The organism is Loigolactobacillus jiayinensis (assembly GCF_003946445.1).
Lineage (GTDB): Bacteria > Bacillota > Bacilli > Lactobacillales > Lactobacillaceae > Loigolactobacillus > Loigolactobacillus jiayinensis.
Genome location: NZ_RHOF01000016.1, coordinates 1 through 22,525 on the forward strand (window position 1 = coordinate 1; position 22,525 = coordinate 22,525).

Consider the following 22,525-nt stretch of genomic DNA (forward strand, 5'->3'; position numbering starts at 1 on the left):
CGCTAATAGATTACCACTTTGAGCAATCTATCAACAGGATAAAGTATAGAGCCTATTTTTTTGTCAAAAAATAACTATATTACCGTTTTTGTTACCGTGATTTTAAAAGTTCATATAATTGGCAAACATTTGCCCAGTTGCTTTAGTTGAATCTTGAGTAACATCAGTATAAATATTCAGAGTTGTTTTGCTGTATTTATGATCAAGTCGCCACCAATAATTATCATAACTGGATAAGCAACAGTTGCGCGCAAAAATATAGAACTGAACAGTGAAATAAAAATTAGATAATTATTTTTTATATAACAGATTGCTGTACTAGTACAGCTTTGAGTGGCTGACTTGATTAGCTTTAATAAATTTTAGTTGACTATTTCTGCAAGCGCTTTATAATTAAGGAAAGACAAAAATACAAAAATATTTAGCGATGAAAAAACTTTTTAAGCGTATAAGAAAGAAGGTGCTAAATTTGATTACTAACGACGAAGTGACCGGCGTTATTTTATGTGGCGGTCACAGTTCACGAATGGGTTTTAACAAGGCGTTATTACAGCTAAATGGTGAGTATGTCCTGCTAAAAACAGCAGCTAGACTAAGGCAATTATTACCTAAAGTTGTTTTAATGACCGATGACCGTCAAAATTTCAATGTTAGTCGCAAATTTAGCGCTTGGCCAATCTGGGAAGACGAGTACCATGATGTCGGTCCATTAGGCGGCCTAACGACGGCATTAAAGCGGGTTGAGACACCCTATATTTTTATAATGGCTTGTGATATTCCTAATCTTTCTTTAGTAGCGGTCACACAATTACTAAATGCAGGTACAACTGAACAAATCATTTTATACCGGCAACAGGGTCGCATTGAATCCTTATTTGGACTTTATCAGCGCTCTTGTTTATCCCTTTTTGAAGCTCAATTAGCCTTGGGCATCGGACAAATTCGCTATAACTTCTCATCCATGAACGTTAAGTTATTGGATGATTCACCAACCGAGTTGTGTAACATTAATACACCGGCGGAATTACCTGGCTGGCGTACCAAAAAAATAATGAGGTGAAGATCATGAATAAAGCGGACCAAGTTATTGACGATTTTAGCGTAAAGGCGAAGACAAAAACACAACTTAGTTTCGGCAGATTGATGTTACTTGGTATATTGGCTGGTGCTTTTATTGCAATGGGCTACTTAGCATTTGTCCGCGTTGCAGGCACAACACCAAAAGCATGGGGCAGTTTTTCTACATTCCTTGGTGCCTGTCTCTTTCCAATCGGGTTGCTAGCAATCGTTTTTCTCGGTGGCGAATTGGTTACGGGAAATATGATGGTACTAACATTTGGTTATTTAAAAAAGACAGTGACCTTGTTCGATATGGCAAAAAATTGGATTTTAGTTTTAATTGCGAACTGTCTCGGCGGGGCACTGATTGCATTCTTGTTTGGGCATGTCGTTGGCTTGACGGAAGGCGATTTTGCCGCTAAAACAATTGCTATTGCAACGGCTAAGTTAGCGGACAGTCCAACGGCAATGGTTGTTTCGGGAATTGGCTGTAATATTTTAGTAGGTATGGCGATTTTTCTTGGCGCTATGAGTAAAGATTTCTTCGGCAAAGTAGTCGGCGTTTGGTTCCCAATTATGATTTTCGTTATTTCTGGCTTTCAGCACGTGGTCGCCAATGCCTTTATCCTAACGGCAGCAGTTCTTGCAGGAGCACCTTTCACTGCGGGGGCGTTGTTAACCAATATTGTATTGGTCTTTGTGGGTAATGCCATTGGCGCATCAATTGGGTTAGCCGTACCTGTTTATTTTGCCAACCATACTGCTGCACCAGTTGCGGCAACGACTGTAGTGACTGAACCAGTATCTAAATCAGTGAATCAGGTGATCAACAGATGAATAAGCTTGTTTATTTACCCCAGATGATCCAAATTGGCTCAACGGGACGTAACAGTGGTAAAACCGTTGTTGCAAAAAAATTAATTCAGCGTTTTAAGCAACAACATACCCTAGTGGCGCTGAAGATTATCACAATTACGGGTGCTCGTGGTAAGTGTCAACGCGGTGGTGTTGGTTGTGGCATTTGCACTAGTATTGATGCCGGGTTTGAACTAATTGAGGAGACCAATCATTTAGGCAAAAAAGACACGATGGAGTTATTGAAGGCAGGTTGTCAACAAGTATTCTTATTGAAGGCTTTCAAAGATAGCCTACTAGATGGCTTTAAGTCTTTCTTAGCGGCGATTCCGGATAGCGCGTGTATTATCTGTGAATCAAATTCGATTAGAGATTGTGTTCGGCCGGGAATTTTTTTAATGCTGAACAATCAGAAAAAGCAAATTAAACCGACTGCGGCCAGTGTTTACGATTTAGCTGATCTTGTTTTGACCGCACCGACTGATCAAGAATTAATGCAGATCAATATCCAAGAAACGATGGCACAACAGTTAGTTTGGGCCACGCGGACAGCCTAGGCGACGCAGAGGAGGGCCAGTTATGGCTAACATTACTATTAAAGAAAAAAATGAAATTATCGATCGTTACCATGCTAATCCAGAGCAAACTTTAAATATTTTAGTTGATTTACAATATGCTTCTACAGATGGCTATATCGATCAAGCAACAGCACAATTTATTGCCAAACGATTAGGGGTTACCGAAACGCGCATCTATGAAATGATTAGCTTTTACGCAATTTTAAAAGAAGAAAGTCAAGCACGATACGTTTTGAAAATTTGTAATAGCGCACCTTGTCATTTTTCTGGTGAGCCATTAGTTAGTCGGAGTTTAAAAGAGATTCTTGGTGTTAATGAGAACGAAATAACCGATGATGGTATGTTCCTGTACCATGGTATTCCTTGCGCTGGTGCCTGCTTCCAATCGCCATTTATCAAAGTTAAGGACCGCGTTTTTCCAAATTTAACAGCAGAACAAATTAGTCAGTTGATCAGCGACCTCCGTGCGGGGCGTTATCCAGCATTATAGGTGGTGAAAACAATGGTAGTGAGAAATCAAGCCGTTTTAACGGCACGTTTTAATAAATTACAAGATCCAACTGACGTTGAAACCTTCTGTCAGTTAGGTGGTTATGCTGGATTAAGAAAAGTCGTCGAAATGAACAAGGTGGATGTCCTCGATGAATTAGATCAATCTGTTTTGCTTGGACGTGGTGGTGCTGCTTATCCAGTTGGCAAAAAATGGCGGAATTTATTTTATGCTGAGAGTGACACTAAATATATCGTCTGCAATGCTGACGAAGGGGAGCCAGGTACTTTTAAAGACATGGCCTTGATTGCCAATGATCCGTTAGCGATTATTGAAGGGATGACGATTGCGGGTTATGTGTTTAATTCGCAACAAGGTTATATTTATATTCGTGGTGAGTATCGGAATATGCATCGGCGCTTGCGCCAAGCTTTAACTAATGCACGAAAAGCTAATTTTTTAGGTGAAAATATTTTAGGCATTCCTGGTTTCAATTACGATATTAAAATTATTTCTGGTGCGGGCGCGTATGTTTGTGGCGAAAGTTCGGCCTTGTTAAACTCGATTGAAGGTAAAACTGGCCGGCCACGAGTCAAGCCACCACATTTGGCAGAAGTTGGCTTATATCTAAAACCGACTTTAGTTAATAACGTCGAATCCTACGCTAATATTCCCGTGATTATTCGCGAAGGTGGTGCAGCCTTTAGAGCCTTGGGCACGGATAAAGGTGGTGGGACTAAATTAGTTTGTTTAACCGGCCACGTTAAAAATCGGGGCCTGTACGAAGTCAATTTAGGGACACCGCTACACGATATTTTATATTCTGAAAAGTATGGTGGCGGTAGCAGTACTGGTCGGCCACTTAAGTTTATCCATTTTGGTGGGCAATCAGGTCCAATTGGTGCAGTTGAGCAATTAGATGATGTTGCTTATTCATATGATGATTTGCGGGCCAATGAGTTAACGGTTGGCTCTGGTGCCATTGTGGTCATGGACGATAGTGTCAGTATTATCGATTATTTGACGGTTGTGGCTGAATTCTTTGCGCACGAATCTTGTGGTAAATGTACACCGTGTCGGATTGGAACAATGCGGATCCTAGAGTTAATGGAGAAATTCCAACGAAAAGAAGCAATTCCTGGTGACTTAGAAATATTTGAAACGATGCTGACACATGTAACTGAATTATCAGCTTGTGGGCTTGGCCAATCAGTATCAGTGTCAATGTTTAGTGGGCTGCGGTTATTTCCTGAAGAATTTGAAGTGGCAATCAATCGGCAAACGGCGGATCAAAAGGAGGTTATCTGGTAATGATGGAAACTAAAACAGCGACCGTAACGTTGACGATTGATGATCAAGAGGTAACGGTCCCCGAAGGTATGACGATATTAGACGCCGCAGCTCAAAATGGCATTGAGATTCCTACATTGTGCTATTTGAAAGAGTTGGCGCCCGATGGTTCATGCCGTATGTGTATGGTAGAAGTTGAAGGTGGTCGTAAAGGTGGCTTAGTAACAGCTTGTTCGGCCCATGCGCATGATGGTATGGTTATTCATACACAAAATAAAAAGGTCCGCAACTCGCGGCGTTTTGTCTTGGATTTATTGTTGAGTAACCATAAATTAGATTGTTTTAAATGTGCGAGCAATGGCGATTGTAAATTGCAGGATTACTCATTGGAATATGGCATGCTGGAAACTAGTTTCCATGGTCAACGGCAACCAGGCAAGCAACAAGATACAACCAATCCATTTTTTGATTATGATCCGGAAAAATGCGTAATGTGTCGGCGTTGTTCCTTAGTTTGTCAGTTACGACAGGGTCGCGATGTGATCAGTATCGCTAAGCGCGGATTCGGGACTAAAATGATGCCAGCCTATGGTGAAGATTGGGATCAATCGATTTGTGAATCCTGTGGTAATTGTGTTTCAGTTTGTCCAACTGGTGCGTTAACTTCAAAAGATCAACGCAAATTCCGTATTTGGGAAACGACTAAGGTACGGACAACTTGCCCACATTGCGGCACCGGTTGCCAAGTGGATCTCTTAGTTAAAAATAATGTGATCGTTGGGGCAGAACCAGCTAACGGCCCAGCCAATCGCAATTTATTATGTGTTAAAGGTAAATTTGCCTCGTATAAATTCGTTGCTTCAGGTGATCGGTTAACGACACCTTTGATCAAACGTCAAGGTCAATTTGTACCCGCTAGCTGGGATGAAGCATTAACCCTCATTGCAGATAAATTTACTGGGTTAAAGCAGAAATATGGTGCGGATAGTTTAGCTGGTTTTTCGTGTTCACGTTCAACCAATGAAGATAACTTTGTTTTTCAGAAAATGATGCGGACAGCTTTTGGTACGAATAATATCGATAACTGTGCTCGTGTTTGTCATTCGGCTTCCGTTCATGGTTTGGCTAACACCCTAGGCAGTGGCGCTATGACCAATACAATTGCGGACATTACGACGGATGTTGATGCCATATTATTAATTGGCTCAAATCCAACTGATGCACATCCTGTAATTGGCTCCCAAATTCGGCAAGCTATTCAACATGGAACTAAGCTGATCGTTGTTGATCCGCGGAAGATTGATTTGGTCAAGGATAGCGCCATGCACTTGCAGGCTAAAGCGGGGACCAACGTGGCTTTGATCAATGGGATGATGCATGTGATCATCGCTGAAGGTTTAGCTGACCAAGACTTTATTGCTAAGCGAACCGAAGGCTATGCAGCAATGCGTGATTTAGTAGCTGAATATACACCAGAGAAAGTTGCTAAGCTTTGTGAAATTGAACCACAACAAATTATTGACGCAGCACGGCTATACGCTAATGCTGGTAAAGCACCAATTATCTATTGCTTAGGTGTTACTGAACATTCTACTGGTACTGAAGGCGTTATGAGTATGTCCAATTTGGCCATGTTAGTTGGCAAAATTGGCCGGCCTGGCTGCGGTGTTAATCCATTGCGTGGTCAAAATAACGTTCAAGGCGCTTGTGACATGGGCTGCTCACCGTTTGATTTTCCTGGTTATCAAAAAGTAGCTAATCCTGCTGTGATTGCTAAGTTTGAAAAGGCTTGGGGCACTGATTTAAATCCTAAAATTGGTATGACTTCGACGCAAGTTTTACCAGCCGCATCACGTGATGAGGTTAAGGGTCTATATATTTTTGGTGAAGATCCAATTGTGACTGATCCAGATACGTCACATGTCCGCCACGCTTTAGATTCATTGGATTTCTTAGTCGTACAAGAATTATTTATGACCGAAACGGCCGCTTATGCTGATGTTATTTTGCCAGGTATTAGTTTTGCTGAAAAAGATGGGACCTTTACTAATACTGAACGGCGAATTCAACGTATTCGTCAAGCAGTGACGCCACGTGGTGATGCTCGCGAAGACTATAAAGTGTTCTGCGAAGTTGCAACGCGAATGGGCTATCCGATGGCCTACGATTCTGCAAGTCAAGTTATGGATGAAATTGCACAACTCGTACCCACTTTTGGTGGCGTCAATTTTAAACGTTTAGAAAATGAGAATGGGTTACAATGGCCTTGTCGGACCTTGGACGATCCGGGTACGCCAATTATGCACGTTGGTAAATTTGCGCGTGGTCTGGGATTGTTTATGGCAATTCCATATAAGCCAGCCAAAGAATTGCCAGATGATGATTATCCTTATCTAATGACAACCGGCCGGATGTTGTATCAATATAATACCCGGGCCATGACTGGGCGCACCGAAGGCATCAATAAGTTGGCTAATCATTCCTATATTGAAATTAACTATCAAGATGCTAATCGTTTAGGCATTCAAGATGGTGATAGAGTGCAAGTCAGTTCACGGCGGGGTAAGATTCAAACCTACGCTGCAGTCGGGGATAAAATTATGCAGGATTCTGTTTTCATGACTTTCCATTTCACTGATGGTAACGTCAATGAGTTAACTAATCCAGTATTTGATGATATTGCGATTATTCCAGAATACAAGGTTTGTGCTGTTGCAATTGAGCCAATTAATAGTTAGGTCACTTGGAAAGGGGCGGGTAAGATGATTGCATTGGAACAGGCCGTTGCGCTATTGACCAAACAATTACCGCCGCAAACACAAAGTGAATTAGTGCCGCTATCAGATGCGGTTGGGCGGATAACGGCCTGCACACTGAAGGCACCATTAGCAGTTCCTAACTTTGCGCGTTCAGCAATGGATGGGTACGCCGTTTATGCAGTTGATACAGCGACTGCTAGTCGTGAACAGCCAGTTACTTTGACTGTGCTAGGAACAATTTTTGCTGGGGATGCACTAAATTTTGAAGCGCAGGTGGGGACTGCTGTAAGAATAATGACTGGTGCAGCTGTCCCAGTAGGTTACGATGCAGTGGTTAAGCAGGAAACAACGGATTACGGTCAGGATCAGGTCAAACTTTATCGGCCAGTTAAGCCAGGCAAAAACTATGTCCCGGTTGGCGAAGATGTTACCCATGGTCAAACGATTATGGCACAGGACACTTATTTGAACAGCGACAGCATTGGTATATTGGCTAGTTTAGGTTTTACTACGGTGCCAGTATGGCGGCGGTTACGCGTTGGGCTGATTGCAACGGGTAATGAATTAGTACGACCAGGACAACCTTTGGCGGCAAATCAAATCTATAACAGTACAACGTATTCACTAGCTGCGTACATTGAGCGGACTGGTGGTCAAATCGTGGTACAAACGATTTGTCGTGATGATTCGGCTGCTTTAACTGCGTTATTGACCAAATATAGTGAGCAAGTTGATTTGTTTATTACCACTGGTGGTGTTTCTGTTGGCGAAAAGGATTTTATTCCGGCTACATTAGCGGCGGCCGGGGGTCAAGAATTGTTCCATTTTGTTAATTTAAAGCCAGGAACGCCGTTGTATGCAGCTGTTTGGCAGCAGCGACCACTGTTAGCTTTATCCGGGAATCCGTTTGCAGCGATGGTTAATTTTCATTTGTTTTATTGGGCATTATTGACACGATTTCAACGGAATGATCATTTTCAATTAAAGCAACAGCGAGTGCGGCTTGTTGCGGGTGAAATGCCAGCGTCAACAATGCGACGGTTCGTGCGCGCTGAACGGACTGATAACGGGGTAATCATCGCACCAATAGGCCATTTTTCCGCAGTATTGCATAATATGGTGACAAATAATTGTTTAGTTGAGCAGGCGCCGGGCCAAAAGTTAGTTGCAGGTGATCAGGTGACAATTTACGTATGGCCAAATTAAAAATGTAAAAAAGTGCATAAAAAGAACGTTTAACTTGTATCACTAGCAAGTCAAGCGTCCGCGCACTTTCGTCATGGAATTTTTCCTAACCTTCGTCACCAAGATGATGCTTATCGTGAAATAACATAAGCACTAAACCTATTACGATTATGACACCCTCGATTAGAGCAGCCAAGTCATCAGCCTCCTGTAATTGTCTACAACTACAGGTCTATTGTAAATCGTAAACTAGTAAATGTTAAGCGCTAAATATCTTTTATTGAAATCTTGGCATAAAGACTGTTTATTTCTAACGATTGATAATCAATCTAATTAGGAGTTTAACGGTCTTTTTGTCTATTTTTAACGGTTGCCATTTATTGTTTATGCTGTAATTTAAATTTTATTCGCAATCTTTTTTGAAAAGGGGGTTGACGCTTTCTTAGACAATTGTTATACTAATGCCATTCAATTCTAAGGAGTTTTTAATCATGACGCAAGCAAACCGAATGTGTACATTAATATCACAATCGAATACGTATTATTACTATTGGTTCTTTAAGTAGTGTTTGCACCGGCAAGCTAGGTGCAGACACGAAGTCTGCATCTATGCGGAGCCAATAGTCTTTAAGCGTGTATTAAAAACTTGGCCACATAGATGATTTCAAAAAATCAGCTGTGTGGCTTTTCTTTTTGGGGAACCTTTTTTAGGCTATTTCTCTATAAAAGAAGTCTAGGGTCGCACAGCAAACTATGTTGTGCGACCTTTTACTTTGACCTATGGAGGGATTTATATGTTTGATGAAACAGATCAGTTAAGTGTTAACGCGTTGCGAGCTTTAAGTATTGATATGATTGAACGGGCTGGTTCCGGCCATCCAGGATTGCCGTTAGATGCGGCACCGATGGCTTACGTTTTATACAGCCGGCATTTACGAGTTGATCCAAAGAATCCAGAATGGGTCAATCGCGATCGTTTTGTTTTATCCGCGGGGCATGGTTCAGCACTACTTTACAGTATGTTACACCTAAGTGGTTTTCCAACCAGTATGGCTGATTTAAAACAGTTTCGTCAATTGCACAGCATGACACCAGGCCATCCCGAACATGGCGTCGTCGCGGGAGTTGATGCCACCACTGGACCGTTGGGACAAGGCCTAGGTATGGCAGTCGGCATGGCGATGGCAGAAACACATTTAGCAGCACAATACAACACACCGCAACAACAGGTTATCGATCACTTCACTTATGTCATTTGTGGTGATGGCGACTTGATGGAAGGCATCTCCCATGAAGCAGCTAGTTTAGCCGGTAATTTAAAGTTAAGTAAATTGATTGTGCTATATGATTCAAATGATGTCTCGTTGGACGGTGATACTGATCGTACTTTTTCCGATGATGCGCAGCAGCGTTTCGCAGGCTACGGTTGGGATTACCAAAAAGTTAGCGCTGGCAATGATTTAGCCGCGATTGATGCTGCAATTACCGCAGCTAAAAAAACTGCGACACCAAGTATGATCGAAATCAAAACGACGATCGGTTATGGCGCACCTAAGCAGGGCACACATTTAGTTCATGGTGCACCATTAGGCCAAGCTGATCTCGCCGCCACTAAGCAAAGTTTAGGTTGGCAGGCAGCACCATTCACGGTACCAGCGGCCGTAACGCAACGTTTTGCGGTTCGAGTACAACAACGTGGACAAGCGGCACACCAACAATGGCAAGCGTTAATGGCGACTTACGCTCAAGCTCAACCGGCATTAGCGGCACAATTACAGCAAGCTTTGGCACAGGATCTGCCTAAGAATTGGTTGACTGATCTACCACGTTACAAAATGGGCGATGGTGAAGCCGGCCGCATCACCAGTCAAAAAATGATCCAAGCGCTGGCCGCTAAAATTCCAAGTTTTTGGGGTGGTGCAGCGGATCTGGCTTCATCAAATAAAACTGATATTGCGGCTAGTGGTTCATTTAGCGCTGAATCACGGCAGGAACGTAATTTAAACTTTGGCGTACGTGAATTTGCTGAAGCGGCAGCAATGAACGGAATTGCGTTGCATGGTGGTAGTCACGTTTTCGGTGGGACTTTCTTCGTTTTCTCGGATTATATGCGCGGTGCCATTCGTTTAGCGGCCTTGCAGCATTTACCAGTGACTTATATTTTCACCCATGACTCAATCGCGGTTGGCGAAGATGGACCGACCCATGAACCAATTGAGCAGCTGATGAGTTTACGCTCAATGCCTGGTATCAGCGTAATTCGGCCAGCTGATCCCAATGAGGCGGTGGCTGCTTGGCGTTTAGCGATGACCACCAGTGATCGACCAACTGTGTTAGTATTGACAAGGCAGGAATTAGCCGTGTTACAAGGTAGTTTAAACCAACCAGATGGGGTTAGCCGCGGCGGTTACGTCATTGCGCCGCAGCAACGTAAACAAGCCGAAGGAATTTTAATTGCGTCAGGTTCAGAAGTGGCTTTAGCCATTGATGCACAACGGAAATTACGCAAGTTTGGTCATGATGTGGCGGTGGTTTCGCTGCCATGCTTTGACCGTTTCATGCAACAACCCGCGGCTTACCGCGAACAAGTTTTACCACGAAATGTGCGGCGGCGCGTTTCCATGGAATTAGGCGCTACGCTTGGTTGGGAACGGTTTGTCGGTTTAGACGGTATCAGTATTGGTATTGATACTTTTGGTGCCAGTGGCCCAGCCGCGGAGGTATTAGCTGAGTTTGGGTTTACCGCCGATGCAATCGTTGCGGCTTACCAAAAACTATGGCGCGCTGATAATATGATACAAACACCGATTCAACGGAGTGTGATTTAATGATTGATGGTAAAACACAGTTATACGGCTTTTTCGCGCATCCCGCGCAGCATAGCTTATCACCACTGATGTACAATACAACCTTTGCTCAACAGCAAATGAACGCCGTTTACTTAGCCTTTGATTTTACCGCTGATTTAGCAACAGCAGTGGCCAGTATGCGTGCACTAAACTTTGGTGGAGCCAACTTATCGATGCCATTTAAGGCACAGGTGTTACCTTTGTTAGACGACATTGCACCGGAAGCAAAAGTGATCGGCGCAGTTAATACGATTGTTAATCGCAACGGTCGTTTAATTGGTCATAGCACGGACGGACCTGGCTTTTTCGCTGGATTAGCGCAACAAGGACAACAATTTATCGGTGCGCATTTAACGATTCTTGGTGCTGGTGGCGCTGGCCTAGCCATTATTGCGGCAGCTGGGCAGGCGGGTATAACCAGTATTGATGTGTTCAAGCGCCGCAATGGTACCTATGCCAGTGTTGCCGCTAAACTAGATGAGATCATGGCGGCAACCAACGTTACCATTCACTTACATGATTATGCCGCGGTGACTGAATTAACTAGTGCTATCAGGCATAGTGATTTACTAGTTAATGCAACTAACATCGGGATGGGCGCTAGTGTCGCACTACCTTTGCCGCTGGCAGTCCTCAACCAGATCACGCCAACAACCGTGGTCAGCGACGTGATTTATTTTCCCAAAGAAACGGCATTTTTAAAGGCAGCGCGACAATTAGGTTGTCCCACTTACAACGGTTTACCGATGCTGATCCAGCAAGGCGTGTTAGCGTTCAAACTGTGGACCGGCGCTGAAATGCCGCTACAAGAAGTAACCCAAGCACTAGAACAACAGCTTTACTAAAAAATAAGATGAGAATGAGGTTATCCTATGATTATTCAATTAAAAGCAAATGCAGACGAACAGATTGTTACCGGCTTAATTGCCCGCTTAAAAGCAACACCAGCCACGGTGATCCGAATCAAGAACCATTTGGCCATTCCTGAAGTTAAAACAGTTGAGTTATCAGCTGCTGAAGCCAGCGCAGTTGCTGAAGTGATTGAAAAAACACCAGCTGCAGTTTTAGGCAGCCGTTTATTCCAGCCAGAAGATACCATCATTAAATTACCACATTCTATTGTTGGTGGTAAAGGTAACTTCACAATGATGGCCGGCCCATGCTCAGTTGAATCAGAAGCACATGTTCGTAAAATGGCTAAAGTTGCTAAAGCAGGTGGCGCAACTATCCTACGCGGTGGTGCGTACAAGCCACGGACCTCGCCATACAGTTTCCAAGGTTTAGGCGAAGCCGGCTTGAAATACTTGCGTGAAGCAGCAGATGAATTCGGCATGGATGTGATCACCGAAGTTATGGATGAAGATCATGTTGATTTAATTGCGCGCTACACCGATGTTTTCCAAATTGGCGCACGTAACATGCAGAATTTCTCCTTATTAAAAGCAGTTGGTAAAACTAACGTGCCTGTCGCTTTGAAACGGGGCATGGCTGGTTCGATCGATGATTTACTAAACGCATCAGAATACATTGCGGCTGGTGGAAATCATCAAATCATGTTGTTAGAACGTGGGATTCGGACGTTCGATAATAAGTACACGCGTAATACCTTCGATTTAGCTGCTGTTCCTGTTTTGCAGAAGTTGAGTCATTACCCCGTTATTGTTGATCCTAGTCATGCGGTCGGCGAATGGGATCTGGTCACACCAATGGCCCATGCTGGCGTTGCTTCTGGTGCTTCAGGGATGATCGTTGAAATTCATGATGATCCAGAACATGCTTTCTCCGATGGCCCACAAGCATTAAAACCTGACACTTACATGAAAATGACGGAACAAGTTTTTGCCATTCGCAAATTAATGGATAGCTGGGAATAATTAGTGGGTATCTGAAAAAAGGACCGTGCGATTATTCTTTGTAGTAAGGCCGCTTCAGTAAGCGCGCTAAGCAGGTTGACGTTATAAGTACTGAGTCTTACTTGCTAGGAAGATTAAATTAAGCGCTGGTGTTTATTCGGATTTGCTTGCACTAAAACAGTGCAGTTCAATAATTATTGAGAAAGAAGGCAATATGTTGCAAGAAATTGAAGTTAAGTTACCCCAAAAGAATTATCCGATTTATATTGAAAATGGTCTATTTACGCAGATTGGCACGTTAGTCCGAAAACACTGGGCTAAGGTTCAGCAGGTGGCATTGATCAGTGATAGTAACGTGACACCACTTTATGCGGAAAAAGTACGCATCCAACTAGCCAACGCTGGCTTTCAGGTTTACCTTTATACTGTCACTGCGGGTGAAGCGGCCAAATCATTAGGTGTCGCCTCTTTATTATATGATGAACTACTCGGTGATGGTTTCACCCGGGGAGCTGGTGTGATTGCGTTAGGCGGCGGCGTTGTCGGTGACTTAGCGGGGTTTGTCGCTTCAACTTTCATGCGCGGGTTAGCCTTTATCCAAATTCCGACATCATTGCTCGCTCAAGTTGATAGTAGCGTGGGTGGTAAAACAGCGGTCGATTTGCCAGCCGGTAAAAATTTGGTGGGTACTTTTTATCAGCCTGATGCTGTTTTAATTGATCCCGCAACCTTAACCACGTTATCACAGCGTTATTTAGTTGAAGGCTACGCTGAAGTGGTTAAAATGGCGGCCATTGCGAGTACTAATTTTTGGCAGTTAATTGAGCAGGTGCAGTCTGTACCGGCAATCATTGAACATGCAGAAGCTTTAATTAAAGCTAGTGTGACTTTTAAAGCTAAAATTGTTATGGCTGATGAAAAAGAAAGTGGCTTACGCCAGATTTTGAATTTTGGGCATACTTTTGGGCACGCAATTGAAGCTGGTGCTAATGGTGCGTTGGCGCACGGTGAAGCGGTCAGCATCGGCATGGTCAGTTTGACGCAGTGTTTTGAACATGCAGGCTTAACACCAGCTGGGCTGACAGCTAAGCTACGTCATCAGCTAACAGCAGTTGGTTTGCCATTAACCAGTGATTTGATTGGGCAAGCTGATTTTTATAACCGTATTGCTAAGGACAAGAAAAATCATAACGGGCGGGTCAACATGATTTATTTGAAGGCAATTGGGCAACCCGCAATTTATCCATTAGCTTTAACTGACTTACCTGATTTTGTGAGCCAACATTTATTGGAGGAAAAGTAATGGTACCCCATTTGGCGGTGTTGGGACCAGCAGGGACATTTAGTGATGATGCGGCGCAACAATACTTACGCCAACATCAACTGGATTGGCAACTAACTTATTACAATTCAATTGATCAAGTCGCGGCTAGCATTCAAACTGGTACTGAATATGCCTTGTTGCCACTGGAAAATACGTTGGATGGCTATGTACAAAATACACTGGCAATTTTAAGTTATGCCGATTTACAAGTTGTTGGCGAGACTTTGGTACCAGTCCGTTTTTCGTTGGCAGCGAAGGCGACTAGTTTAGCTGAAATTAAACGGGTTTACGTGCAGTTTAAAACCAAGGGGCAGTGTGAGCATATTTTAGCGCAATTACCGCAGGCAGAACGATTGACTACAGAAAGTAATATGTTGTCCTTTAACAAGTTAAAACAAGCCACAGTAGGTGATGCAGCCATTATTCCGCAAGCACGGTTAGCCCAATTACCGGCGACCTTCTTAAAGCTAGCTGACGTCACCGATACTGATGAGAACTACACCCGCTTTATTGTGGTTAAAAAGCAAACGGCACCTTTGGTACAAGTGCAACCGTGGACACAAGATTTTCGCGCCTTGTGCTACGTGACGCCGCAAACGGATCATGCCGGTTTGTTAAGTATGATTTTGCAAGAATTTGCGCAACGACAGTTAAATTTGATTGCAATTATGTCACGGCCAACGCGGCGCGAGCTTGGCCAGTACCGTTTCTTTATTGAAATTGGTGGTCGAGCGGGGCAATCAGCAACATTGGCGGCTGCTTTTAGTCAGTTAGCCCAGCAGCATCAGGTTAAATATTTAGGCAGTTTTGCCCAATAAAATTTATTTTCAATTCCCTTGCATTTTCATGAAAGTCCTTGTAGACTATCCACTATTGTCTAAAACGAGGTTTGAAAATGGAAGGGGATTTTGTTGTGCGCACTTTAACTGAAGGTCGGCCATTGAAATTGATTCTCTGGTTTACACTACCATTATTGATCGGTAATTTTTTCCAACAATTTTATAATATTGCTGACACGCTGATTGTTGGTCAAACACTGGGGGTTAAGGCCTTGGCTGCAGTGGGTGCGACTGGCGGGATTGCATTTTTGATCATTGGTTTTGCTCAGGGAATGACGACTGGTTTATCCTTGTTAACAGCGCAGCGTTTTGGTGCGCAAGACTATCGTGGTGTGCGCCGCAGCTTTGGCGTTAGTATTGTGATCAGTGTCGTCGTCGCCCTGATTTTGACGTTGATAAGTTTACGCTTTACCCGGACATTTTTAGTGCTGATGGCAACTCCAGTATCAATTTTGCCGCAAGCAATTGCCTTTATTCAAATTATTTTTGCTGGAATCATAGCTTCGATGTTATTTAATTTACTATCAAACATGTTACGCGCATTAGGTGATAGTAAGACGCCATTGATTTTTCTGGTGATTGCCAGTGTGATCAATGTCGCATTAGATTTTATTTTGATCATGGGTTTCCATCTGGGGGTAGCTGGGGCTGGTTATGCCACGGTCACGGCACAAGTGATCGCTAGTTTATTGTGTCTAGCTTATATTTGGCGCCATATACCATACCTTAAAGTTACTTGGCGGGATTTTAAATGGGACAAGGCGCTGTATTGGGAACATTTACGCATGGGCTTGCCACTTGGTTTTCAATCATCAGTGATTGCGATTGGTGCGATTATTTTACAAGTGGCGCTAAATGATTTGGGCACGAATTCAGTAGCGGCATCGACGGCGGCCAGTAAAATTGATCAGATTGCAACCTTACCCATGATGTCATTAGGCATTACGCTGGGCACCTATGCTGCTCAGAACTTTGGCGCAAAAAAATATGGGCGGATTATTCAAGGTGTGCGCCAAAGTTTGATTGTGTCCGTTATTTTAAGTGTTGTACTTAGTGGGGTGGTTATTTTTAGTGGTCGTACCTTAGTTACATTCTTCATTGGTCAGGACGCGGCGGTGTTAGATTTAGCGCAAACCTATTTCTTAGTTGTTGCCAGCGGCTATGTGTTCTTGGATATTTTGTTTGTGATGCGCTACACGCTGCAAGGATTAGGTTACAGCATGATTTCGATTGTTGCGGGTATTGCTGAGTTAGCAATGCGTGCGTTAGCAGTCTTTACCTTGGTTAAACCGCTGGGTTACGCTGGTGCAGCAGCGGCTGAACCGTTAGCGTGGATCGGCTCCTGTGTGGTCTTGGTGATTACTTATATTCAGGCGCTACGACGATTGCGTAAGGCAGAACAATTACAACAGAAAATCAATGGTACAGTTGAACCAGAAGTTGTGCCTGAATTGGACCTAGTTGAAGAGTAGTAAAAAAACGTCACTTCGCGCAATAAAGCGAAAGTGGCGTCTTTTATTAGGCACGGCTAGGCAAGTCGATTTGGGCTTGGGCTAAAATATGACCGCGACTGGCATGATAAAATTCATTGAGCCAATAGCCGTTTTCTAGTGGTAACTTTTGATCTAACGCATAAACGGTTAATTGATAATCATGGGTTTTATCTGGTGGTGTTGGGCCAATATAAAGTTGTGCCGCTTGGGCGTCGTTAATTTGTACAAAGGGTGAGGCTAAGCTATTTTTGCCTTGAACAAGCGTTGCTGCAGTACGACTGGCATTGGCAGCGAGTTTAGGTTGTTCTGGCGCTAAATTAGTGACCAACCAGTGAATCCAAGGAAAACCAGCCACCGGTACGGCATCAAAGTCAAGTAAAGTTAGTGCCCAGGACTGCGTTTGTGCAGGTAAGTCTTGTACTTGTACAGGAAAGGATTGAGTTGGGCCGTTAGCGTCGCGCCATAATTCAGGAGCGTATTTTCCGTATTGATCAGCTAAAAAACCATTTTCTAAAGGAACAATTACTTGCATAAGCTCACCACTTTCTTTGATTTTAACTTTAACTTACGCGCGTGCGGCCAACAATGCAAGTTTTGCGCCAGTTAATTTTGCCCTCGCACATTGATGTGGTAGAATGAGAGTAATTTTAATGTGACACTAATAATTGATAAAGGATGAGTGTGTTATGGCAGAGATGCGGCAAATTGAAGCGCAACGAATCGTGGTCAAGGTGGGGACTAGTAGCCTCATTTACCCTAATAACCAACTGAATTTGCATGCAATCACGCGCTTGGCTTTGGTGCTTAGTGATTTAAAGAATCAAGGCAAAGAAGTCGTGCTAGTATCGTCAGGTGCAGTGGGTGTCGGTATGAACAAGTTAGGTTTGACTCAACGACCCAACACGATTCCAGAACGCCAAGCTTTAGCTGCAGTCGGTCAAAGTGAGTTGATGGCAATTTATGGTCGCGCATTTGGCACATACAATCAAACCGTTGGCCAAATGTTATTGACCCGCGATGTGGTCGACTATCCGCAAAGTCATAAAAACGCGCTAAACACATTTAAAAACTTGATGAAAATGAATGTGATCCCAATCGTCAATGAAAATGATAGTGTGGCAGTAGAAGAGTTTAACCATCTCACCACATTTGGTGAAAATGATGTCTTAGCGGCAATTATCACTGATTTGATCAAGGCTGATTTATTGATTATTTTATCGGATATTGATGGTTTTTATTCCGCTAATCCGACCAAAGACAAGCATGCACAATTACTGCATGAGGTTTGTCGAATCGATCAGCCAGTTTTGGCGGCAGCCGGTGGCAATGGAACTAAGTTTGGTACTGGTGGGATGATCACCAAGTTAAAAGCCGCTAAACGCATCATTGAACATAAGCAACAAATGGTGTTAGCTAATGGTAGCGATCCGCAAATTATTTATCAAATTTTAGCAGGTGAGCAGGTAGGAACACTATTTAAAGCGCAGTCAAACAATCAGGTCAAACAATTGGTGGGTAAGCAACAGCATGGCTAGTTAGTGGCCATATGAGGAGGAGCATTATGCAATCAATTCAGGAAATGGGTCAGGCGGCGCAGGCTGCGGCCTTTACGTTAGGTCAATTAGCTACAACTAAGAAAAATGATGTTTTACTGGCGATGGCAGAAGCGCTAATTACTGCGACACCAACAATCTTAGCGGCCAATCAAAAAGACATGACCAATGCGACTGCCAATCAAGTGCGGCAAGTGATGCGTGATCGGCTTAAGTTAGACGCAGCGCGAATCGCTGCCATGGCCACTGGGTTACGGCAAGTTGCTAGCTTAGCTGATCCGATTGGCGTGATCGAAAAAGGCTGGCAAACTGATGCTGGTTTGCAAGTCGCCCAGCAACGGGTACCTTTAGGCGTGATTGCGATGATCTACGAAGCACGGCCAAATGTGACTGTTGATGCAGCAGCATTAACTTTTAAATCTGGTAACGCGGTGATTTTACGCGGTGGTAAGGAAGCGCTGCAGTCGAATATGGCACTAGCGACGGTGCTACAGCAGGTGCTGACTAATTTTAATTTACCAGTGGCAGCGATTCAATTGGTGACGGATACAAGTCATGCAACGGCGCAAGCCTTGATGCAACTCAATGACTACGTTGATGTCTTGATTCCACGCGGCAGTGGTAAATTCATTAAAACTGTGGTGCAAACAGCAACGGTACCAGTGATTGAGACTGGTGCTGGCAACTGCCATATTTATGTTGATGATGCAGCTGATTTGGCGATGGCGCGGGACATTATTGTTAATGCAAAAACGCAACGGCCTGCCGTCTGCAATGCGATGGAAAAATTAGTAGTTAATCAGCAGGTTGCTGCGGAATTTTTACCACAAATTGCGGCTGCTTTAGCACCGTATAACGTCGAACTACGCGGCGATGTGCAAGCACAAGCTATTTTGCCTGATATCACACCGGCTACAGAAGCGGATTGGTCGACTGAATATAATGATTATATTTTGGCCATCAAGGTAGTGCCGGATATTGATGCGGCGATCAAGCATATCAATCGCTACAATACCAAGCATTCTGAAGCAATCATCACTAATGATTATGCGCACAGTCAACAATTTACTAAACAGATTGATGCGGCGGTCGTTTACGTCAATGCGTCGACTCGTTTTACCGATGGCTTTGAGTTTGGTTTTGGTGCAGAAATTGGCATCAGTACACAAAAGTTACACGCGCGCGGACCAATGGGCTTAACCGCCTTGACCTCAACTAAGTATGTAGTACGCGGGGCGGGACAAATTCGCCAATAGATCAATAAAAAAGTCGTGAACTCCGTGTTCACGACTTTTTGTGTGGTTACGTTACTCTTCTTCAGTGATATCAGCGAATTTAGCATTAAGAAATTTAACTAGCTGCCGTGGATCCAAGCGGACTGAACGACCAATTTTACCTGAAGAAACCAAAATTTCTGGTTGAATTTTAGCAGTATTACTGAAATAAATCGGGTAATTGTACTTCTGATGAATGCCAACCGGCGTATTAGCACCGTGCTCATAGCCAGTTGTGGCAACTAATTCTTTTAGTGGGACTAAACCAACCTTGCGATTGCCTGTGACTTTAGCAAATTTCTTGTAACTAATTCGTTCGTCAACAGGGACTACACCAACGATCGGCCCTGTTTTTTGGCCAGTCATTACCAATGTTTTATAGATCATATGATCATCAATATTTAGTGCACTTAATTTTAATTGGCGCACATCACCATCTTGTTCAGTGGGGAACTCATATTGACTGTAAGCAATTTTGGCCTGATCCAAAATTTTTTCGACCAATGTTTTACTTAATTTGTCGTTTTTATCATGTTTCTTACTCACGTTTAAGACCCTCTCGTGCTAAATTATAATCTCAATATAGCATTTTTGCGACTTAGATGCGAGTCGTCTGTGTTGTTTAATGGTAAACTAGAGGAAACAATAAAGTGAAAATAAATGATGGAGGCAGCACATGACGGATGCAGTAGCAGAAACGCTTCGCCAGCTGGACCAGTTACGAACAAAATTGAGTCGCGGCGAGCTTTATCAACGTTTACCCGAAAAAGTAGGCGCATTGATCGATAATTTACCGCACGAAAAAAGAACACCGGTACCAGTTCTGAAGGATAATACAGCGGCATTAGCGCAAGTTAAGTCGTTGCGGACCCAGATCAAGCAGAAAAAGTTAACGGCGCTCAGTGATGCAGAGATTGAGTTTCTCTTAGCTCACTTAGCAGCAACTGATCCGCTAGTGCGCGATAAAGGGGTTTATTTTTTATTTAACGATATTCTACAAGCACGTATTTTAACGCCCACGCAGATTAAGCAAATTTTTCAACGCTTATTGACGCCGGAAATGTTGTATGGTCATATTTTGGAAACTAAAAGTAACGCTATTTTTCTACGCTCATTTACAGTGATGATTTTATCCGGCATCCTGTACGTTGATCGCATGCATTATCATATCTTGAAAACTGCCGATTTAGAAACAGCTAGTTTACAAATTTCTGCCTATATGGCCATGGAAACTGATGGTCGTGGCTATATTGGCACCCGTGGTTGGGCGCATGCTTACAGCCATGTGGGCAATGTGCTTGATGAATTGACCGCGAGTCCTGCACTGAATCGCGCAAATAAGTTATTTTATTTAACAGTATTGATTGCACGCTATCAACGTTTGGAAACACCGTTGATTTTTGGTGAAGATCATCGCTTAGCACTGACTATTGCTAACTTAGTTAATAAAAATAAATTATATGCTGACTACTTTCTAATGTTATTGCAGCATTGGCAACGCGAATTAATGGCGCTGCAGCCACAAGAAAACGAAGGCTTTTGGAATTGTTGGTACAATCGTAATCGCTTACTACAAGCCTTGATCATTCGTGGTGACATGCCACAGAAAATTCAGGACTTTCTAATGCAAATTGTGGATGTATTCTAGCTTAACAGTGGAGTGGTTAGGATGTTAGTTTTATTATTATTAATGAATTTAAGTAGTTACTGGCTCTACCATAAAAGCGGGGGTAACACTAGCTTACTGTTTATTTGGCTGTTGCTTTGTTTGGTGGCTAGCTATGCATGGGTGGAGCGTAGCCAAGCGCTAACTTGGTGGCAGCTGTTGGGGCATAGTTTACGCGGTGGATTGTGGTTACCTTTTTCTGGGTTATTGGCGTTTCATTTTTGGCGTTATAGTTGGCAGCCGCCAAGCCACTTACTAGATCAATTTCTAAATCAGCGCTGGCAAATATTGCCAGTGTTATTTGTCGTCTACCTAGGATTGGTCGGGTTAACCGCGTATTCCAATTTCAGCTGGCGTTTTGTAGTGGTCGCTAAATGGCTACTAGCGCTGTTATTATTAGCTGGCAGTCTACTTGTATTGCAATGGGGTAGTGACCACTTAGGCGGCCAATTTAGTCGTTTCAGTGCACGCTTGTTGTGGTTATTGTGGCTGAATGGTAAATACGTGCTCTGGCTTGGTTTATTGTTACAGCTACGCGGACAACGACTATCGCTAGATTATCGGTGGGCTAGCGCTGGTTTGTTGGTCGCATTGCTTTACGCATGGCCATTAAGCGGTGAATTTTTTGCGCTTAAGACAGCACAACCGCAAATTATTGCTCATCGTGGCGTCAATCAAAGTGGGGTACAGAATACGATCAGCGCACTGCAACACACCGCGTCAGCACACCCTAATTTTGTGGAGATCGACTTGCGCTTAACCGCGGATCAACAATTTATCGTTAGTCATGATGCTAATACGCGCCAGTTAACCGGTAAAAGTGAATTAATTGCCCAAACCAAATTAACGCAACTGCAACGATTGCAATTAACGGAAAAGGGCCAGCAAGCGCATTATGCTAGTTTTACTGATTATTTACACGCCGCTAAGCAGGTGCACCAGCCATTATTGATCGAATTGAAAGTACCAACCCACGTAGCTGAAGTTACCACCGATTTTGCACGCCAATTTCGGACTAAATTACCAGCCATCACCCAGTTTCATAGTACTAGTTTGCCAACCGTTGAACGCTTGCGGCAGCGAGGACTAACACCCGTTGGCTACATTTTGCCATTTACAGTCGTTGGTTTACCGGCAACACCAGCCAACTTTTATAGTGTTGATTGGCGAACGCTGAACCCGCTAATTGTGGCTCAAGCGCGGCAGCAACATAAGCCGTTATACGTTTGGACGGTGGATCATGCTTGGGCGTTACAAGCTGTGCGTCATTTAGGGGCAACACAAGTGATCACTGATCAAACTACTCGGGTGCGGCAACGGTTACAGCAACCAGCAGGCTATACAGCAAATTTAGCTTTATTGTTAGCCAATTTTTAAAATGATTTAGATCAATCTGCGTATATTAACCTTAGTGGGTTCCCACAGTACTTAATTTAGTGGTGAACAACAAGGAGGTTA

The 22,525-nt window shown here is 43.5% G+C and carries 19 protein-coding genes; 17 read left to right on the top strand and 2 right to left on the bottom strand.

Annotated elements, in window-relative coordinates:
* Positions 1 to 469 precede the first annotated feature (469 nt).
* From mobA to EKM80_RS05180, 13 genes are all read left to right on the top strand, one after another.
* Positions 470 to 1,060, top strand: a complete 591-nt coding sequence (mobA, locus tag EKM80_RS05120; RefSeq protein WP_164509507.1) for a molybdenum cofactor guanylyltransferase — start codon at positions 470 to 472, stop codon at positions 1,058 to 1,060.
* Between the two features lie 5 nt (positions 1,061 to 1,065).
* Positions 1,066 to 1,896 (top strand): formate/nitrite transporter family protein, encoded by an 831-nt coding sequence (locus tag EKM80_RS05125; protein WP_125552039.1) that lies wholly within the window; start codon positions 1,066 to 1,068, stop codon positions 1,894 to 1,896.
* Positions 1,893 to 2,471: a hypothetical protein gene (locus tag EKM80_RS05130; RefSeq protein WP_125552040.1), complete on the top strand. Its 579-nt coding sequence runs from the start codon at positions 1,893 to 1,895 to the stop codon at positions 2,469 to 2,471. Before EKM80_RS05125 ends, EKM80_RS05130 begins: the two co-directional genes overlap by 4 nt.
* A gap of 22 nt (positions 2,472 to 2,493) precedes the next feature.
* Complete coding sequence (locus EKM80_RS05135) at positions 2,494 to 2,982, top strand: NADH-quinone oxidoreductase subunit NuoE family protein (protein WP_125552041.1); 489 nt, start codon at positions 2,494 to 2,496, stop codon at positions 2,980 to 2,982.
* A 12-nt stretch (positions 2,983 to 2,994) separates the two neighbouring features.
* Complete coding sequence (locus tag EKM80_RS05140) at positions 2,995 to 4,293, top strand: complex I 51 kDa subunit family protein (RefSeq protein WP_125552042.1); 1,299 nt, start codon at positions 2,995 to 2,997, stop codon at positions 4,291 to 4,293.
* A gap of 2 nt (positions 4,294 to 4,295) precedes the next feature.
* The gene (fdhF, locus tag EKM80_RS05145) at positions 4,296 to 7,010 is read left to right on the top strand and encodes a formate dehydrogenase subunit alpha (protein ID WP_125552102.1); all 2,715 of its coding nucleotides are present in this window, start codon (positions 4,296 to 4,298) and stop codon (positions 7,008 to 7,010) included.
* A 24-nt stretch (positions 7,011 to 7,034) separates the two neighbouring features.
* The gene (locus EKM80_RS05150; protein ID WP_125552043.1) at positions 7,035 to 8,237 is read left to right on the top strand and encodes a molybdopterin molybdotransferase MoeA; all 1,203 of its coding nucleotides are present in this window, start codon (positions 7,035 to 7,037) and stop codon (positions 8,235 to 8,237) included.
* A gap of 773 nt (positions 8,238 to 9,010) precedes the next feature.
* Positions 9,011 to 11,044, top strand: a complete 2,034-nt coding sequence (gene tkt, locus EKM80_RS05155; protein ID WP_125552044.1) for a transketolase — start codon at positions 9,011 to 9,013, stop codon at positions 11,042 to 11,044.
* The gene (gene aroE / locus EKM80_RS05160; protein ID WP_125552045.1) at positions 11,044 to 11,910 is read left to right on the top strand and encodes a shikimate dehydrogenase; all 867 of its coding nucleotides are present in this window, start codon (positions 11,044 to 11,046) and stop codon (positions 11,908 to 11,910) included. The genes tkt and aroE overlap by 1 nt, the downstream gene beginning before the upstream one ends.
* A 27-nt stretch (positions 11,911 to 11,937) precedes the next feature.
* Positions 11,938 to 12,939 carry a 3-deoxy-7-phosphoheptulonate synthase gene (gene aroF, locus EKM80_RS05165; RefSeq protein ID WP_125552046.1) on the top strand — a complete coding sequence of 334 codons (1,002 nt, stop codon included), beginning with the start codon at positions 11,938 to 11,940 and terminating at the stop codon, positions 12,937 to 12,939.
* Between the two features lie 193 nt (positions 12,940 to 13,132).
* A complete protein-coding gene (gene aroB, locus EKM80_RS05170) occupies positions 13,133 to 14,221 on the top strand; it encodes a 3-dehydroquinate synthase (protein WP_125552047.1) in 1,089 nt (362 codons plus the stop codon).
* Entirely contained in the window at positions 14,221 to 15,060 is an 840-nt protein-coding gene (locus EKM80_RS05175) for a prephenate dehydratase (RefSeq protein ID WP_125552048.1), read from the top strand. Before aroB ends, EKM80_RS05175 begins: the two co-directional genes overlap by 1 nt.
* 77 nt (positions 15,061 to 15,137) lie before the next feature.
* A complete protein-coding gene (locus tag EKM80_RS05180; RefSeq protein WP_125552049.1) occupies positions 15,138 to 16,553 on the top strand; it encodes an MATE family efflux transporter in 1,416 nt (471 codons plus the stop codon).
* Between the two features lie 46 nt (positions 16,554 to 16,599).
* On the opposite strand, the gene EKM80_RS05185 is transcribed toward EKM80_RS05180, so the two are convergent.
* Positions 16,600 to 17,106, bottom strand: coding sequence for a YbhB/YbcL family Raf kinase inhibitor-like protein (locus EKM80_RS05185; RefSeq protein WP_125552050.1), 507 nt, complete (start codon positions 17,104 to 17,106; stop codon positions 16,600 to 16,602).
* Between the two features lie 154 nt (positions 17,107 to 17,260).
* Between EKM80_RS05185 and proB the strand changes: the two genes are divergently transcribed.
* Together proB and EKM80_RS05195 are read left to right on the top strand one after the other, a co-directional pair.
* Positions 17,261 to 18,109, top strand: coding sequence for a glutamate 5-kinase (gene proB / locus EKM80_RS05190; RefSeq protein WP_125552051.1), 849 nt, complete (start codon positions 17,261 to 17,263; stop codon positions 18,107 to 18,109).
* Positions 18,110 to 18,120: 11 nt separating this feature from the next.
* Positions 18,121 to 19,383, top strand: coding sequence for a glutamate-5-semialdehyde dehydrogenase (locus EKM80_RS05195; RefSeq protein WP_225418817.1), 1,263 nt, complete (start codon positions 18,121 to 18,123; stop codon positions 19,381 to 19,383).
* A 51-nt stretch (positions 19,384 to 19,434) separates the two neighbouring features.
* Here EKM80_RS05195 and EKM80_RS05200 read toward each other — a convergent pair whose 3' ends face one another.
* On the bottom strand, positions 19,435 to 19,947 hold the full coding sequence (locus tag EKM80_RS05200) for an aminoacyl-tRNA deacylase (RefSeq protein ID WP_125552053.1): 513 nt from the start codon (positions 19,945 to 19,947) through the stop codon (positions 19,435 to 19,437).
* Between the two features lie 130 nt (positions 19,948 to 20,077).
* On the opposite strand from EKM80_RS05200, the gene EKM80_RS05205 reads away from it, so the two are divergent.
* Entirely contained in the window at positions 20,078 to 21,049 is a 972-nt protein-coding gene (locus EKM80_RS05205) for a DUF2785 domain-containing protein (RefSeq protein ID WP_125552054.1), read from the top strand.
* A gap of 21 nt (positions 21,050 to 21,070) precedes the next feature.
* A complete protein-coding gene (locus tag EKM80_RS05210) occupies positions 21,071 to 22,444 on the top strand; it encodes a glycerophosphodiester phosphodiesterase family protein (protein ID WP_125552055.1) in 1,374 nt (457 codons plus the stop codon).
* Positions 22,445 to 22,525: the final 81 nt, after the last annotated feature.